This is a genomic window from Streptomyces sp. MBT53 (assembly GCF_016654115.1).
Lineage (GTDB): Bacteria > Actinomycetota > Actinomycetes > Streptomycetales > Streptomycetaceae > Streptomyces.
In genome coordinates this window covers 1-14,124 of record NZ_JAEQAZ010000121.1, presented here as the reverse complement: position 1 = coordinate 14,124, position 14,124 = coordinate 1, and the positions used below count along the sequence as shown (strand labels likewise).

The window sequence follows — 14,124 nt, the reverse complement described above, 5'->3', positions numbered from 1 at the left end:
AGACTGTACGACGCGGAGAGACTATACGGTGTGAAGTATTAATACAGCACGCAGTATTGTGACGCTGTAGAGTGAGCGTCGATGGAAAGCGTGGGAAACACCAAGAGCACCAAGAGCACCAAGGGACGCCGCGAGCGGCTGAGGGCGGAGACGACCGCCGAGATCAAGAAGGTCGCGCTGGAGCTGATGGCGGCGGGGGGACCGGACGCGATCACCCTGCGGGCCATCGCACGCGAGATGGGCATGACGGCCAACGCCATCTACGGCTACTTCGCCACCCGCGACGACCTGGTCACCACCCTGATCAACAACGTCTACACCTCGCTGGCCGACACCGTGGACGCCGCCTGGGACACCGCCCCGACCGAGGACCCGGCCGCCCGGATCCAGGCATGGGCCCACGCCTTCAGGAACTGGGCGCTGGCCAACCCCGAGGGCTTCCGCCTCATCTACGGCGACCCGGTCCCCGGCTACCGGCCGCCCGAGGGCGGCGCCGCACCGGAAGCCGCCCGCCGGGTCTGCACCGGCATCACCGCCCTCGCGGCCACGGCCTGGCCGCACGCCGAACTCCGTTACTCGGACAGCGACTTCGAGTGGTCCGACTTCGACCCCGGCCTCCTGGACAAGGTCCGCCCGGCCTTCCCCGACCTGCCGCCGGCCGCCGTGGCCCTCGCCCTGCGCATCTGGAGCCATCTGCACGGCCTGGTGTCACTGGAGATCTACGGCCACCTGCAGACCCAGGCACTCAGCCCGGAAAAGCTCTTCCGCGAGGAACTGGCCCAGCTCATCCGCTCCTTGGACATCACAGCGCGGAGTTGACCTCCGGCCGGACGGGACGGACGGTCAGCCCTCGGGGCGCAGCAGGCCGCGTTCGTACGCCTTGGCCAGCCGCTGGGGCACCAGGTACGGGACGCCGTCGATGGTGATCGGCACGAGCGCAGGCGTGGTCGCCTTCCACTGGGCGCGGCGGTGGCGGGTATTGCTGCGGGACATCTTCCGCTTGGGGACGGCCATGGGAATCCTCCTGCTCGGTGGGTCGAGGGTCGCTGAAACGCTACATGAAAATGGATGTCATTACTAATGTGAGTTCGACCGGCATCGCGGGCAGAGCCCGGTGAGTTCGACGGTGTGCTCGACCTCCGCGAAACCGGAGGCCTCGGCCACCCCCTCGGCCCAGCTCTCGACCGCCTCGGAGTCGACCGGGGTGCTCAACCCGCAGACACGGCACAGCAGATAGTGCTGATGCTCGGGGAACGGCCGGTGCCGGAACAGCCGTTCACCACCCCGGTCGCGTACGACGTCGGCGCGGCCGGCGGCCACCAGCGCGGCCAGGGTGCGGTACACGGTGTTGAGGCCCACGCGCGCACCGTGGGACTCCAGGATGCCGTGCAGCGCGCGGGCGCCGACGAAACCGCCGTGGTCGATCAACGCCCGTACGACGCGGGTGCGTTGGGCGGTGCGGCGGCCGATGAGATCGAGGTCGTCGGCCGGTGCGCTCATCACGCCTCCGCGAGACCGATGCGGGCGCGGGGCCGGCGTACGGCGACGAGCGCGAGCGCGTAGACGGCCGTGGCGACGGCCATGATGGCGAAGCTGGGCGGCAGTTGGGGGACGTAGTAGCTCAGGGCGAGGCCCGCCCACATCTCCGCCACCGCCAGTCCCGCGGACAGGGCGAGGGCGTGGTACGGCCGGTCGGTGAGCCGTTGGGCCGCGCCCGCGGGGGCGGCGAGGAGGCCGAGGAGCAGCAGCGAGCCGACCGCCTGGGTGGCCTCGGCCGCGCAGGCGCCGACCAGGACCAGGAAGGCGAGGCCGAGCAGGCGTACCGGCACCCGGCGGGCCGTGGCCACCGCCTCGTCGACGGAGGCGAACAGCAGCGGGCGGGCGACCGCGAGCACGGCCAGGCAGATGACGCCCGCGACGACGGCCGCCAACTGCGCCTGCCCGGCGGAGAGTCCGAAGATCGAGCCGAAGAGGACGTTGACGCCGGCGGTGCCGTTCCCGGTGTTGCGGGACGTGGTGTAGAGGGTGAGGAAGAAGACCCCCAGGCCCAGGATCCAGGAGAAGAGACTTCCGATGACGATGTCGTCGGCACGGCCGCGGCGGCCCAGCGCGCCGAGCACCACGGCGAACACCACGGTCGCCGCGAACAGCCCCCACCGCAGGTCGTAGCCGAGCGCGAGGGCCGCGAGCGCCCCGGTGAACGCGACGTGGCTGAGCGCGTCGCCGGTGAACACCTGGGCGCGCAGCACGAGGAAGTACCCCACGAGACCGGCCGCGAGGGCGATCGCGGTGCCCGCCAACAGCGCGTGCGTGAAGTACGGGTGGGTGAAGGCGCTCATGCCACAGCACCCGCTCCCACCGTCCGGTGCCTGCCGAGGGTCGCGGAGACAGTGCGGCCGGTGCGGGCCAGGACGTACACCGCGAAGGCGAAGGTCGTCACGTAGAAACCGATCGGGTACGGCGAGTAGTAGGCGGCGATCAGCCCGGTCCAGGTCACCGCGATCGCGATCACCACCGCGAGCGCCAGGCTCAACGCGGGCCGGGCGGTGAGCTGTTGGGCGGTTGCCGCGGGCATCACCAGCAGGGCGAACACGAGCAGCGTGCCGGTGATCTGGCTGGCCTCGGCGGTCGCCGCTCCGAGCAGGACGAGGAAGACCACGGACAGGGCGCGTACCGGCACCCCGCGTCCGGCGGCGACGTTCTCGTCGACGGAGGCGAACAGCAGCGGTCGCCCGATGACCGCCAGCACGCCGAGCGCGAGGCCCGCCACGACCGTCAGCACGGTCACCTGGACGGTCGTGATGCCCAGAAAGCTGCCGAACAGAAGGGAGTTGACCCCGCCGAGGAACCCTTTGTAGAGGGCGACGAAGAGAAATCCGCAGGCCAGCAGGAACGCCTGGACGGTGCCGGTGAGTGCCGACTCCTGGCCGCCGCCGCCCTCTCCGGCGCGCGGGATCGCGGCGATCACCAGGGCCCCGCCGACACAGAACGCGAAGTAGCCGAAGCCCGCGCCGATGCCCAGCAGGGTCGCGCAGGCCGCGCCGGGAAAACTGACCACGGCCAGCGTGTGTCCGGCGAAGCTCTGCCGGCGCAGCACCATGAACCAGCCCATCACGGCGGCCAGTACGGCCACGACCGTACCGGCCCGGAAGGCGTTGACCATGAACGGGAACGCCCAGATCTGCTGAAGGTCGGTCACCGGATTCCACGACCAACCGGCGCCCGTGTCAGCCCAGTTCACGGCGGCCCCCCTCGGCGTGCCGGTCGGTGTGACGGGCCGGGGCCTCGGGCTGGCCGACGACCACGAGCCGCCCGTCGCTGGTGCGCAGCACCTCGACCGGCACGCCGTACAGCCGCGTCAGCGTCTCGGTGGTGATCACCTCGTCCGGCCGTCCGGCGACCGCGCCGCCCTCGGCGATGTACACCACCCGGTCCAGCCAGGGCAGGATCGGGTTGACGTCGTGCGCGACCATGACGACACCGACGCCCGCCTCCCGGCAGATCCGCCCGATCAACGCGGCGACCGCGCCCTGATGGGACAGGTCGAGACTGTCCAACGGCTCGTCCAGGAGCAGCAGTTCGGGGTCGCGGACGAGTGCCTGGGCGATCAGCAGCCGTTGCTGCTCGCCGCCGGAGCACTCGCCGATCGGCCGGTGCGCGTAGGCGCTCGCCCCGACCAGCTCGACGACCTCCGCGACACGGTCCCGGGCCGCCCGCCGCCGGACACTGAACCGGCCGGGCAACGGCAGCGGAACGCCCCAGCGGTCACCGTCGAGGCCGAGCCGCACGATGTCGGTGCCACGGATACGCAGGCTCGCGTCGAAACTGCGCCGCTGCGGCAGATAGCCGACCCGGTGCCCCGCCCGGCCGGGCGCCTCGCCCAGCACGCGGACCTCACCTGCGGCCGGAGGCAGGATGCCGAGCACCATCTTGACCAGGGTCGACTTCCCGACCCCGTTGGGACCGAGCACCGCCACGAACTCCCCGGCGCCGACCTCCAGTTCGACCCCGGACCACAGGGTCCGGCCGCCGACGCGCACGGCGGCACCGCGCAACGACACGACGGGGGAGGGCAGTTCGGCGGCGGCCGGTTGCGCGGGGACGCGGTGCCGGGCCGTACCGCCCGGCCGGGAGGCGGCCGGATTCACCGTACTCACCGACCCGTCGCCTGCCCCAGGGCCTTCTCGATGCCCTCCAACTGCCGTACCTGCCACGCCTGGAAGGAGGCTCCGGCCGGGGTGAGGGTCTCGGTCACGGTCGCGACCGGGATGCCCTTCGCCTTCGCGGCCTTGACCTGGGCCTGCACATCGGGGGTGGCGTTCTGGCTGTTGTAGACGTACACCTTGATCAGCTTCTCGCTGATCTGCCGGTCGATCGTCTGCTTGTCCTTGGCCGTCGGGTCGGTGCCTTCGCTGATGGCGTCGAGGAAGGACTCGGGAGTGAGCATCCTCAGTCCCAGGCCCTCGGCGAGCGGGGTCACGATGGACTCCGAGGCGCCGATAGGGGTGTTGGCGTACTTGGCCTTGATGTCGGCGATCAACTTGTCGTACGGCGCGAGGGTCTTGGTCTCGAAGGCCGTCTTCCGCGCGTCGAAGTAGGCGGCGTCGGCCGGGTCGAGCTTCTTGTAGTCGGCGGTGATCCTCTCGATCACCTGGTGGACGTTGTCCGGCGAGTACCAGCGGTGCGGGTTGCCGCCGGGCTTGATGCCGACCAGGTCGCCGACCTTCAGATCGGTCCGGCCGCTCTCGGGGTTGGCGGACAGCAGCTTGTCCGCCCAGGCGTCGTAGCCGATGCCGTTGACGATCGTGTACTGGGCCCCGGCCACGAGCCGGCCGTCCGCCGCGGTCGGCTCGTAGTCGTGCGGGTCGGCGTTCGGGTTGTCGATGATGCTCTTGACCTGGGCGTGGGTGCCGCCGAGTTGGGCGGCGATGCTGCCCCAGAAGTTCTCCGCCGCCACGACCTTGATGGTCTTGCCGGCCGCCGTCGAACCGGCTTCGGCGGTGTCGGCGGTATCGGAGGAGGCGGTGGAGCAGCCGCTGATGACGGCCAGGACGACGCCGGTGGCCAGGGTGGTGGCGATCAGGCGGGGGGTGGGGCGCACGACTCGGTCTCCTTGAGGGGCTGGGGAGCGGGGTCCTTCACACCCGACCGTAGATGGAAATGATTGTCACTACTAGGGAGCCGGTTATCTCACATGACAATCATTATGGAAACTTGACACGGCCACCGCGCCGAGCGTCACGGTGACGGCAGCGAGTTCTGCCAGCGCCGGCAGGTGCCGGGCCACGGGAAGCAGGACCAACAGCGCCGCGGCAGCCGCGAGTTGGGCGCGCGACACCTGTCGTACGGTCAACCCTGCGAAGGCCGCGCGACCCGCCAGGTACACGGCGGTTCCCGCGCACAGGGCGGTCGACGCGGGCCAGGTCAGGGGTGCGCCGAGGTTCGAGGCGCCGCTGTCGGTGACGGCCGCGAGGACTTCCCGGGCGCCGAGCGCCAGGTAGAGGACGCCGGCGACCAGCAGGAAGTGGACCATGGTGTAGGCGTCGCGGGCGATCCGGGCCCGGCGGGCCGGGGACGCGTGCTCCAGCGCCTCCTCGGCGGCGGCGGCGAGGGGCTCGAAGTAGAGCCACCACAGGCAGACGACGGCCGCGAAGCCGAGCGCTGCGGCCACGAGCACCACGCTTCGGGACACCGAGTCCCCGGCCCCCGCACCGGCGGAGATCAGGGACTCGCCCAGCACGGTGATCAGGACCATACGGTGGCGTTCGGCGAAGTGGCCGGGGCTGCGCACCTGCCACCCGCCCACCCGGGAGGCGATCCGGCCCCCGCCGAAGTCGATGGCGAACGCGACGGCCCACAGAGCGGTCTGCCACGCGCCCGCGAGCAGGGCCCCGGCGATCAGGGGAGCCAGTGAGAGGGTCTGCGGGACCGCGTCGGCCAGCAGTTGGACGCGCAGCCTGCTGTCTTCGGCGGCGGCGGTCAGATACAGGCCGAAGTAGACCAGTCGTACGACGATGAAGGCCGCAGCCAGGATCAGCGGCGCGTCCACCGTCCCGGTGCGCCGGCTCCACGCGTCCGGCATCACCAGGGCGGCGAGGAACAGCGCGGCCATCACCACCAGCATCCCGGCCCGGACCACGCCCCGGTCGGTGCGCACCCGGTTGCCCAGCCAGACGTAGGCCGCCCAGGACCACCACAGCAGCAACAGCAGGATCAGGCCCTGGGCCAGGGTCGCGGCCGTGAGCGACCGGGCCATGAACGAGACGACCCGCGTGATCGCGAAGACGAAGACCAGGTCGAAGAAGATCTCGAAGGAGGTCACCCGGTGGGACTCGGCGGTCATCGCCGGGCGGCGCCACGAGGTGTCCCCGACCGGTCGCGCGGCATCGCCGTCGCCGTAGTCGTAGTCGTCACCGCCGCCGGTGCTCACGAGTGGTCTCACCTCGCCACGGGCAGGGGGGCGCCGACTCCGCGCAGCAGCGTGTCGACGACCACGTCGGCGGCCTGTGCGGGACTGAGCTCGGGCAGGCCCTCGGCGGCATTCCGCATCAGCGGCGGAAGGAGCGCGGCCACCCAGCCGGGCGGCAGGTCGGAGCGCAGCAGTCCCTCGTCGGTCGCACGCAGCAGGAAGGCGTCGACCTGGTCGATCAGGCGTTGGCGGCGCTCGCGGATCGCCTCCTCGGCGCGCAGCCAGCTGGTCTCCACCGGCCATTTCCGGTTGGCCTCGATGATCCCCTCGACATAGCGGTGCAGCGCCACCGCGACCGGGGCCTGATCGAGCCTGGCGGCGTCGATGGCCTGCTCGACCGCGTCGTACCGCGCCTGGTAGACGGCGGCCAGGAGTTCTTCGCGGGAGGCGAAGCGCCGGTAGACGGTGCGCCGGTCCACGCCCGCCTCCGCCGCGATGGCGGCGATGCTCGCCGAGGCGTCGTCGGCGAGCATCCGGGCCCCGGTGCTCAGGACAAGTTCGAGGTTGCGCGCTGCGTCGGCTCTCATGCGCGTGACTATACGCACGAGCGAGGCGGATGGACTAGATACTGTCATTGCTTTGCGGCAGACTCAAATCTAAGTGCTACATTGATGAGGCGGTTGAGAGTGAACGGTTAGCAATGCGCAATGGGCGATGGGCGATGGGCGATGGGCGATGGGCGAACCCTTCACCCCGGGACCGAGAGGACGATCATGATCACCTACGACAAGCTGTTCATCGGTGGCACATGGACCGAGCCGAGCAGCCCGGATCTGCTCGGCATCCTGTCGCCGCACGACGAGTCGCTCGTCGGACGCGCCGCCCAGGCCTGGCCGGCCGACGTGGACCGCGCGGTGGCCGTCGCCCGCGCGGCCTTCGACGAGGGGACCTGGCCCAACACGCCGCCGCCCGAGCGGATCGCGGTGCTGCGCCGCCTCAACTCGCTGCGCGAGGCCCGCGCCGAGCAGATCGCGGCCGTGATCACCGCGGAGAACGGCTCCGCCGGCTGGTTCACCCGCGCCGGGCAGCCGAGCCTGACCCGGCAGGCGGGCGCCTATCTGAAGGCGGCCGAGAACCTGGCGTGGGAGGAGACCCTGACGCCCACCGACCCCGCGGCCACCGTGCGCAGCGTGGTGCGCCGCGAGGCGATCGGCGTCGTGGCCGCCGTCATCCCGTGGAACTCACCGTTCTCCGCCTCCCTGGCGAAGATCGTTCCGGCGCTGCTGGCCGGCAATACGGTCGTCCTGAAGGTCTCCCCGGAGAACTCCCTGAGCATGGGCCTGCTCGCCGAGCTGCTGGCCGAGTGCGGGCTGCCCGCGGGCACGATCAGCGTGCTGCCGGCCGACCGCGAGACCAGCGAGCACCTGGTGTCCCACCCCGACGTCGACAAGATCGCGTTCACCGGTTCGACCGGCGCCGGGCGACGGATCGCCTCCATCGCCGGCCGACAGCTCAAGCGCGTCAGCCTGGAGCTCGGCGGCAAGTCCGCCGCCGTCGTCCTGCCCGACGCCGATCTGGCGAAGTTCACCGCCGGCGTGGCCTTCTCCTGCCTGCTCAACAACGGCGAGGCCTGCATCGCCCAGACCCGCGTCCTCGCCCCGCGCAGCCGCTACGAGGAGGTCGTGGCCGCCGTGAAGCAGGTCGTCGAGTCACTGAAGGTCGGCGACCCGCAGGACCCGGACACCTTCATCGGCCCGATGATCCGCCGCGACCAGCAACAGCGGGTGCGCGACTACATCGAGACCGGCATCAAGGAGGGCGCGCGCCTGGTCACCGGCGGCCCGCAGGTGCCGGCCGGCCTGGAGCGGGGCTATTACGTCACCCCGACCGTCTTCGCCGACGTCGACAACTCCATGCGCATCGCCCAGGAGGAGATCTTCGGCCCGGTCCTCGTCGTCATCCCCTACGAGGACGAGGACGACGCCGTGCGCATCGCCAACGACTCCGAGTACGGCCTGTCCGGCGGCGTGTGGTCCGCCGACGAACAGCACGCCCTGGCCGTCGCCCGCCGCATCCGCACCGGCACCGTCACGATCAACGGCGCCCCCATCGGCTTCGACGGCCCCTTCGGCGGCTTCAAGGCCAGCGGCCTGGGCCGCGAGTACGGCTTCGCGGGTCTGAACACCTACCTCGAGTACAAGACCGTCACCGTCTGACCAACTGTCGGTCTGGGCTACTGGGCTACAGGAAGGGGAGGACGAAGTCGTAGCCGGCCATGCCGTGGGCGTTCCCGGCGGGACAGCGGCCGTTGGTGGGGTAGCCCCAGAAGAACATGCCGTAGCACTTCGTACAGAACCGCCAGTTGTGCTGGGCGGTCGGTGTCTCGGGGACGTCGTGCGGGACGTTGAAGTTGTAACCGGCCGCGTCGTGGCCGCCGCCCGCCGGACAGGCGCCGTCCGTGGGGTTCCCGCGAAAGAACAAGCCGTAGCACTTGGTGCAGAACCGCCAGTCGGCCTGACCGGCCCGGGTCGAAGCGGTCTTGGCGGTCGCCGCCGCCGGGCCGGTCGCCGCTCCGATCGCGGCCGCGGCGCCCAGGCCGGCCGCCGCCGTAAGGCCCAGCGCGCGGGTCAGCACGGCCCGCCGCCCCGGCTGTGGGTCCTCGTCACGCACTGTCAGAAAGCCCATGAGTGTCCACCCTCTCCCCCGCCGACAGCGGCCGGCGAATCCACAGGCGCAGCCCCAGCAGGCTGCCGCCACTTTGAGTATTCGATCAGTCGCTATGTGTAGTCAACGGAGCGTGGGCGCACACCCATCAGGCCCACTGCGCCCGACGCGCCCCGGGAGAACCCGGCCCCAACCCCCGACGTCAGCGGTCGAGTTGGGCGAGGAGCAGGTTCGGGTCCTTGTTCGTGAGGTAGGCGGCGCCGGGGACGTACACCGTGCGGTCGTGGACCGCGATGGAGGTGGGGGTCTGGAGGCCGTCGGCGGCGGTGAGTACGGCGGTGTGGGTGCCGTCGGGGCGGACGAGGTCGACCTCGTTGTCGTCGCGGGCGGCGAGGAGGGTGTCGCCGCGGCCGGTGAAGGCGAAGTCGTCGATGGAGGGCATTCCGGTGGCCCGGACCTGGATCCTTCCCGCGGTGCCGCGTGCGGTGAGCGGGATGCGCAGGACGGTGCCCTTGTCGAGGTTGGTGGCCCAGGCGGCGCCGTTGTGCAGCTTCAGGCCGTTGGCCCCGGCGAACGTGCTGGGCCGGAGGGCCTCGCCCTTTGCCCACACTGTGGCCTTGCCGCCGCGCGCGGGGACGCGGTAGATCACGCCGTGCACGGAGTCGGTGGCGTAGAGGTGGCCGGTGCGCCGGTCCAGGGCGAGGCCGTTGGGCAGTCCGTCGGCGGGCAAGGCGGCGATGCGGTGCGGGTATCCGCCGGGCGGCAGGGCCCAGATGCCGGTGAGGTCGGCGGTGCCGGTGGCGTAGGTGACGTAGAGGGTGCCGTCGTCGGCGCGGGCGATGCCGCCGACGAACGCCTTGCCCAGGTTGGGGGTGTCGGCCTTGGCCGGGGCCGGGAGGGTGGCCAGCACGCGTGTCCGGCCGCCGGGGGTGAGTCGGACGACCTGCCGGGCGAAGGAGAAGGTCAGGTACGCCGTTCCGGTGCGGTCGACGGTGATGTTCTCGGGCTGCTGCGCGGCGGACAGGTCGAAGTGGTCGGCGATGCGGGGTGCCGAGAGCGGTGGGGTCGCCGCGGTGGCGGTGGACGCGGAGACCAGCAGAGCGGCGGTGGCCGCGAGTGTGGTGAGGGGGGGGTGCGGAGGTGCATGGGGTGCTTCTCCTGGTGAGGAATCGGTGGACGGCAGGTGAGGCAGCGGGGCGAGGGGCTGTGTCCGCGCGGCTCAGGGGGTGACGATCTTGATTGTGCTCGCCCAGCCGTGGCCGCCTTCCCCGATCTGGAGGGCCATGTGCAGGAGTTGGAAGCCCTCCAGTTGGCGCGCGTGTCTGAGCGCGCCGACATCGACGGGGTTGAGGCCGCCGGAGGTGACGAGGTCGGCGACCTGTTTGCGCGCGGTCTCGTCGTCGCCGGCGATGAAGACGTCCAGCGGTGTGCCGTCGACCTGTCCGGCGACCAGGGTGGTGGCGAACGTGGTGTTGAACGCCTTGACGACTCTCACGTCCGGTGCGGCGGCCTCGGCGATCCGCTCGGCGGCGGAGGTCCCCGGCGTGACGACGAGCCCGTCGAGGGAGGCGTCGACGGGATTGCTGATGTCGACCAGCACCTTGCCGCTCAGCCGTGCGCCGTAGGAGGCGGCGAGTTCCCTGGCCGCGTCGAAGGGCACCGCGAGGACCACGAGGTCGGCCGTGTCCACGGCCGAGTCGTCGGCGGCGCCGATGAGGCCGCTGCGGTGGTCGCGGGTGCGGAGTTCGTCGACGAGTCCGACGGCCTTTCCGGCGTCTTTGGCGGTGATGGTGACCGTGTGGCCGCCGAGCAGGGCGCGGGTGGCGATGCCTCGGGCCATGTTGCCGGCGCCGACGATGGTGATCTGCATGGTGATGTCGTCCTTCCTTGCGCTGTGCCCGGTCGCTACCGGGCGTGGACGCGTACGACGTCGAACGGCAGGTGCGGGTCGGTGATCTGGAACTGGAAGTTGACGATCAGCAGGTCGTGGCCGTCGAAGGCGGCGGTGGAGGGGCTGTGCATGCCGTGGCCGCGGACGGTGCGCACGAGCCGGGCCCTGGTGTAGTCGTGGCTCAGTTCGAGGGTGCTGATCTGCCCTTCGGGGTGGTCGAGTTCGGTGACGGCGGTGAGGGTGCGGCCCCGCAGCAGCAGTCCGTCGCCGGAGACGCCCTTCGCGCCGCCGAGGTCGATGCGGACGACCTGGTGGGTGCGGACGTCGACGCGGTAGAAGGCGTAGTCGTTGTAGTCGGCGAGCAGGACATAACGTCCGTCGCCGGTGACGACCAGGCCGTTGCCGTTGAACCCGGCGTCGTAGACCATCGGGGAGCGGCTCAGGTCCACACCCACCTGCAGGGGCTGCTGGACACGCCTGCTCTTCAGTTCTTCGGCGGTGATGTGCCACAGCGCGGGGTGGGTGGAGTCGGAGATGTAGACGTCGCCGTTCGGGGCCAGGGCGACGTCGTTGAGGAAGACGTCGGTGCGGCCGGTGTCGAAGACGTGGAGCAGGGCGCGGGTACGGGTGTCGTAGACGAAGACCTTGCCGGTGGCGCCGCCCGCGACGACGAGCCGTCCTGCGGTGTCGGTCTTCATGCCCGCGACGGAGACGCGCCCGTCCTGGCCGCCGGGCAGGAACACCGTGGTCGCGCTCTGGTGGACGTCGCCGCGGTAGACGGTGCCGTCGCTGGTGCTGCCGACGTAGAAGTAGGGCGTGCCCTGCTGGCGGGCGATGCCCTCGGGGTAGGTCTTGTCGCCGGGAATCGTGTAGCTCGTGGGCAGGGGCGCGCGGTGGTGGCCGGAGGCGGCGGTGGGGCTCCCGCTCGCGTGCGGGGTGGCGAGAGCCGGGGCGGCGGCTCCCAGGACGAAGAGGGAGGCCATCGCCACGGTCATGACGCGGGGGTGGCGTGGGTGAACTGACGGCATGTCAAATCCTTCTGAATGCAGGAGAGTTGGGGGAATCGTTCAGTTACCGGCGGGAAAGAGGGACCGGTTGGCGATGTCGATGATGAACGGGCCGACGTGGGAGGGATAGCGGTCCACGATCGCCTCCTTGTACGCCTGGCCGTCGTCGCCGAGCAGTTCGCGGGCGTCGTCGAGGTAGCGGTGCACCCGCGCGTAGACCTCCGGCCCGGTGGGCAGGCCGTGGCCGGCGAGGACCGTGTCGTAGCCCGACTCGGCGGCGAGCGCGTCGACGGCCCGCTGCCAGCCGGTGATGTCGTTGTTGCCCAGGTAGAGGTGGACGTCGTTGTAGACGAGGTCCTGGGCGATCAGGACGCCCTGCTCGGGCAGCTTGACGAGGAGTTCGTCGGCGGCCTCGCCGCCGGAGACGGCCTCGAAGACGAACGGGACGCCGTCGATGACCTCGGTGCCCGGGACGAGGGCCACGTCCGGGGTGAAGTCGGTGACCGGGATGACCGGGCCGGTGGGCAGTTGGCTGTCGCCGCGCGCGAGGATCTGCTCCCGTACCTGGGGCAGCGCGTGCACGGGGACGCCGAAGCGGGCGGCGCCGTTGTAGTGGTCCGGGTGGGCGTGGGTGACGATCAGCCGGTCCAGCGGCTTGCCGAGTCCCTCGGCATAGGCGACGGCCTCGTCCGCGTAGGCGGGCAGGAGCTGGGCGTCGACCGCGATGATCCGGGTCGGCGTCTCGATCAGCTGGGTGGTGGCGTGGAAGGTGTCGGCCGGGGACATGTAGCTGTGGATCCGCACCGTGCCCTTGTCGAGGACCGTGACCGTGCCGTTCATGGGAATGCTCCTTGCGGTGGATGACGGCCTCTCGCCGTCTCGATCTCCTCCACTCTCGCCGTAAAGCCGCAGGCAGACGAGATACCATGAAGACACGGCATGGTAATTCGAGGACATCTGGAGATCGCGATGCTTCCCGCGGACCCCGACCCGGCCGAGCTGCCGGGAGCCGGTCCCATCCTCCGGCTCGACTTCAATCCGCCCCAGCAGCGCGTCCCCGGCTTCGAGATCATCGACCTCGCGACCCTGCACGAACGGCGCCTGCACCCCGGCAGACGGCCCGACCTGGTGCACCGGGTCGACTTCCACACCCTCACCCTCGTCACCGAGGGCAGCGGCGAGCACGCCGTCGACTTCGTGACCTATCCCTGCCGCCCCGGCACCCTGCTGTGGGTCCGCCCCGGCCAGGTCCAGAGCTTCGTACGCCCCGGCACCACCAACGGCACGCACCTGCTGTTCACACCGGCCTTCCCGCCCCACACCAGCAGTGCCGACCGGCTGGTGAACGAGTGGTACGGGCCGGCGTGCCGGCAGCTGGGCGCGAGCCCCGCCTACGCCGTACTGTCCACGCTGCTGGGCCAGTTGCGCGCCGAGTACGACCGCCCGGAGCAGGCCGTGTCGGCGGAGATCCTGCAACTCCTGCTGGCCACCGTGCTGTTGCAGATCGACCGGCTGCCGCACCCGGACAGCGGCACCGACCCGCACGCGGGCGGCGAGGTCTACGCCCGCTTCCGCGCCGAACTGGAACGCTATTACGCCGACACCCGCCGCGCCGCCGACTACGCGCATCGCCTCGGCTACACCGTCAAGACCCTCACCCGCGCCTGCACCGCCGCCACCGGTCAGCCCGTCAAGCACGTCATCGACGGCCGCGTCGCCCTGGAGGCCCAGCGCCTGCTCGCCCACACCGACGAACCGGTGGCGACCATCGCCCGCCGCCTCGGCTTCCCCGAACCCACCAACTTCGGCAAGTTCTTCACCCGGCACGCCGGTGTCACCCCCGGTACGTTCCGTCAGGCACATCGGAGTCAGCAGTGAAGGCGGCGGCGGACGGTGATCTCCCGGGTCAGCGCTTGGTGTAGATGAAGCCGAGCTTGTCGACCTCGTCGCCGGAGCGTCCGTGGAAGCCGGCGATCTGCCAGCCGGACGGGGCGGTGCGGGTCACGCAGTCCGAGGTGGTGGCGCCACCGGCCAGGGTGTTGCCGAGGTTGGTGGTGAACTTGGCGTAGAAGACCCTGGTGTGGCCGTCCTTCTGGCCTTGGCACAGGTACGCCGATGTCACGTACTCGCCGCTGCCCAGTGTCAGTGAGGAC

General features: G+C 70.9%; 17 protein-coding genes. 3 read left to right on the top strand and 14 right to left on the bottom strand.

What is annotated here, in order from left to right:
• Window positions 1–81 precede the first annotated feature (81 nt).
• On the top strand, window positions 82–819 hold the full coding sequence (locus JHN45_RS34115; protein ID WP_200714677.1) for a TetR/AcrR family transcriptional regulator: 738 nt from the start codon (window positions 82–84) through the stop codon (window positions 817–819).
• A gap of 24 nt (window positions 820–843) precedes the next feature.
• Here JHN45_RS34115 and rpmF read toward each other — a convergent pair whose 3' ends face one another.
• From rpmF to JHN45_RS34075, 8 genes are all read right to left on the bottom strand, one after another.
• Window positions 844–1,014, bottom strand: coding sequence for a 50S ribosomal protein L32 (gene rpmF / locus JHN45_RS34110; protein ID WP_019073869.1), 171 nt, complete (start codon window positions 1,012–1,014; stop codon window positions 844–846).
• A 63-nt stretch (window positions 1,015–1,077) separates the two neighbouring features.
• On the bottom strand, window positions 1,078–1,500 hold the full coding sequence (locus JHN45_RS34105; RefSeq protein ID WP_201052950.1) for a Fur family transcriptional regulator: 423 nt from the start codon (window positions 1,498–1,500) through the stop codon (window positions 1,078–1,080).
• Window positions 1,500–2,339 (bottom strand): metal ABC transporter permease, encoded by an 840-nt coding sequence (locus JHN45_RS34100; RefSeq protein WP_200714675.1) that lies wholly within the window; start codon window positions 2,337–2,339, stop codon window positions 1,500–1,502. Before JHN45_RS34100 ends, JHN45_RS34105 begins: the two co-directional genes overlap by 1 nt.
• Complete coding sequence (locus tag JHN45_RS34095) at window positions 2,336–3,241, bottom strand: metal ABC transporter permease (protein ID WP_201052948.1); 906 nt, start codon at window positions 3,239–3,241, stop codon at window positions 2,336–2,338. The genes JHN45_RS34100 and JHN45_RS34095 overlap by 4 nt, the downstream gene beginning before the upstream one ends.
• On the bottom strand, window positions 3,228–4,061 hold the full coding sequence (locus tag JHN45_RS34090) for an ATP-binding cassette domain-containing protein (protein ID WP_201052995.1): 834 nt from the start codon (window positions 4,059–4,061) through the stop codon (window positions 3,228–3,230). The genes JHN45_RS34095 and JHN45_RS34090 overlap by 14 nt, the downstream gene beginning before the upstream one ends.
• Window positions 4,062–4,153: 92 nt before the next feature.
• Window positions 4,154–5,101, bottom strand: coding sequence for a metal ABC transporter solute-binding protein, Zn/Mn family (locus JHN45_RS34085; RefSeq protein ID WP_201052946.1), 948 nt, complete (start codon window positions 5,099–5,101; stop codon window positions 4,154–4,156).
• Between the two features lie 84 nt (window positions 5,102–5,185).
• Window positions 5,186–6,430: a low temperature requirement protein A gene (locus tag JHN45_RS34080; RefSeq protein WP_201052937.1), complete on the bottom strand. Its 1,245-nt coding sequence runs from the start codon at window positions 6,428–6,430 to the stop codon at window positions 5,186–5,188.
• An 8-nt stretch (window positions 6,431–6,438) separates the two neighbouring features.
• Entirely contained in the window at window positions 6,439–6,996 is a 558-nt protein-coding gene (locus JHN45_RS34075; RefSeq protein ID WP_236584421.1) for a TetR/AcrR family transcriptional regulator, read from the bottom strand.
• 186 nt (window positions 6,997–7,182) lie between these two features.
• Between JHN45_RS34075 and JHN45_RS34070 the strand changes: the two genes are divergently transcribed.
• Window positions 7,183–8,625, top strand: coding sequence for an aldehyde dehydrogenase (locus JHN45_RS34070; RefSeq protein ID WP_201052931.1), 1,443 nt, complete (start codon window positions 7,183–7,185; stop codon window positions 8,623–8,625).
• Window positions 8,626–8,650: 25 nt separating this feature from the next.
• On the opposite strand, the gene JHN45_RS34065 is transcribed toward JHN45_RS34070, so the two are convergent.
• The 5 genes from JHN45_RS34065 to JHN45_RS34045 all read right to left on the bottom strand — a co-directional run bounded on the left by JHN45_RS34065 (window position 8,651) and on the right by JHN45_RS34045 (window position 12,811).
• Complete coding sequence (locus JHN45_RS34065) at window positions 8,651–9,094, bottom strand: hypothetical protein (protein WP_201052929.1); 444 nt, start codon at window positions 9,092–9,094, stop codon at window positions 8,651–8,653.
• A 181-nt stretch (window positions 9,095–9,275) separates the two neighbouring features.
• Window positions 9,276–9,983, bottom strand: a complete 708-nt coding sequence (locus tag JHN45_RS34060) for a hypothetical protein (RefSeq protein ID WP_307783272.1) — start codon at window positions 9,981–9,983, stop codon at window positions 9,276–9,278.
• Between the two features lie 309 nt (window positions 9,984–10,292).
• Window positions 10,293–10,943, bottom strand: a complete 651-nt coding sequence (locus JHN45_RS34055; protein WP_201052920.1) for an NADPH-dependent F420 reductase — start codon at window positions 10,941–10,943, stop codon at window positions 10,293–10,295.
• Between the two features lie 35 nt (window positions 10,944–10,978).
• Window positions 10,979–11,992 carry an SMP-30/gluconolactonase/LRE family protein gene (locus JHN45_RS34050; protein WP_201052919.1) on the bottom strand — a complete coding sequence of 338 codons (1,014 nt, stop codon included), beginning with the start codon at window positions 11,990–11,992 and terminating at the stop codon, window positions 10,979–10,981.
• Between the two features lie 39 nt (window positions 11,993–12,031).
• Window positions 12,032–12,811, bottom strand: a complete 780-nt coding sequence (locus JHN45_RS34045) for an MBL fold metallo-hydrolase (protein WP_201052918.1) — start codon at window positions 12,809–12,811, stop codon at window positions 12,032–12,034.
• Between the two features lie 129 nt (window positions 12,812–12,940).
• Between JHN45_RS34045 and JHN45_RS34040 the strand changes: the two genes are divergently transcribed.
• A complete protein-coding gene (locus JHN45_RS34040) occupies window positions 12,941–13,849 on the top strand; it encodes an AraC family transcriptional regulator (protein ID WP_201052985.1) in 909 nt (302 codons plus the stop codon).
• Between the two features lie 28 nt (window positions 13,850–13,877).
• On the opposite strand, the gene JHN45_RS34035 is transcribed toward JHN45_RS34040, so the two are convergent.
• On the bottom strand, window positions 13,878–14,124 hold a 247-nt coding region (locus JHN45_RS34035; protein ID WP_268982436.1), incomplete at its 5' end, for a jacalin-like lectin.

What these genes read in the sequence shown, in the direction of transcription:
- JHN45_RS34115 (WP_200714677.1), top strand. Translation starts at nt 82, where the DNA reads ATGGAAAGCGTGGGAAACACCAAGAGCACCAAGAGCACCAAGGGACGC.
- rpmF (WP_019073869.1), bottom strand. Translation starts at nt 1,014, where the DNA reads ATGGCCGTCCCCAAGCGGAAGATGTCCCGCAGCAATACCCGCCACCGC.
- JHN45_RS34105 (WP_201052950.1), bottom strand. Translation starts at nt 1,500, where the DNA reads ATGAGCGCACCGGCCGACGACCTCGATCTCATCGGCCGCCGCACCGCC.
- JHN45_RS34100 (WP_200714675.1), bottom strand. Translation starts at nt 2,339, where the DNA reads ATGAGCGCCTTCACCCACCCGTACTTCACGCACGCGCTGTTGGCGGGC.
- JHN45_RS34075 (WP_236584421.1), bottom strand. Translation starts at nt 6,996, where the DNA reads ATGAGAGCCGACGCAGCGCGCAACCTCGAACTTGTCCTGAGCACCGGG.
- JHN45_RS34070 (WP_201052931.1), top strand. Translation starts at nt 7,183, where the DNA reads ATGATCACCTACGACAAGCTGTTCATCGGTGGCACATGGACCGAGCCG.
- JHN45_RS34065 (WP_201052929.1), bottom strand. Translation starts at nt 9,094, where the DNA reads ATGGGCTTTCTGACAGTGCGTGACGAGGACCCACAGCCGGGGCGGCGG.
- JHN45_RS34055 (WP_201052920.1), bottom strand. Translation starts at nt 10,943, where the DNA reads ATGCAGATCACCATCGTCGGCGCCGGCAACATGGCCCGAGGCATCGCC.
- JHN45_RS34050 (WP_201052919.1), bottom strand. Translation starts at nt 11,992, where the DNA reads ATGCCGTCAGTTCACCCACGCCACCCCCGCGTCATGACCGTGGCGATG.
- JHN45_RS34045 (WP_201052918.1), bottom strand. Translation starts at nt 12,811, where the DNA reads ATGAACGGCACGGTCACGGTCCTCGACAAGGGCACGGTGCGGATCCAC.
- JHN45_RS34040 (WP_201052985.1), top strand. Translation starts at nt 12,941, where the DNA reads ATGCTTCCCGCGGACCCCGACCCGGCCGAGCTGCCGGGAGCCGGTCCC.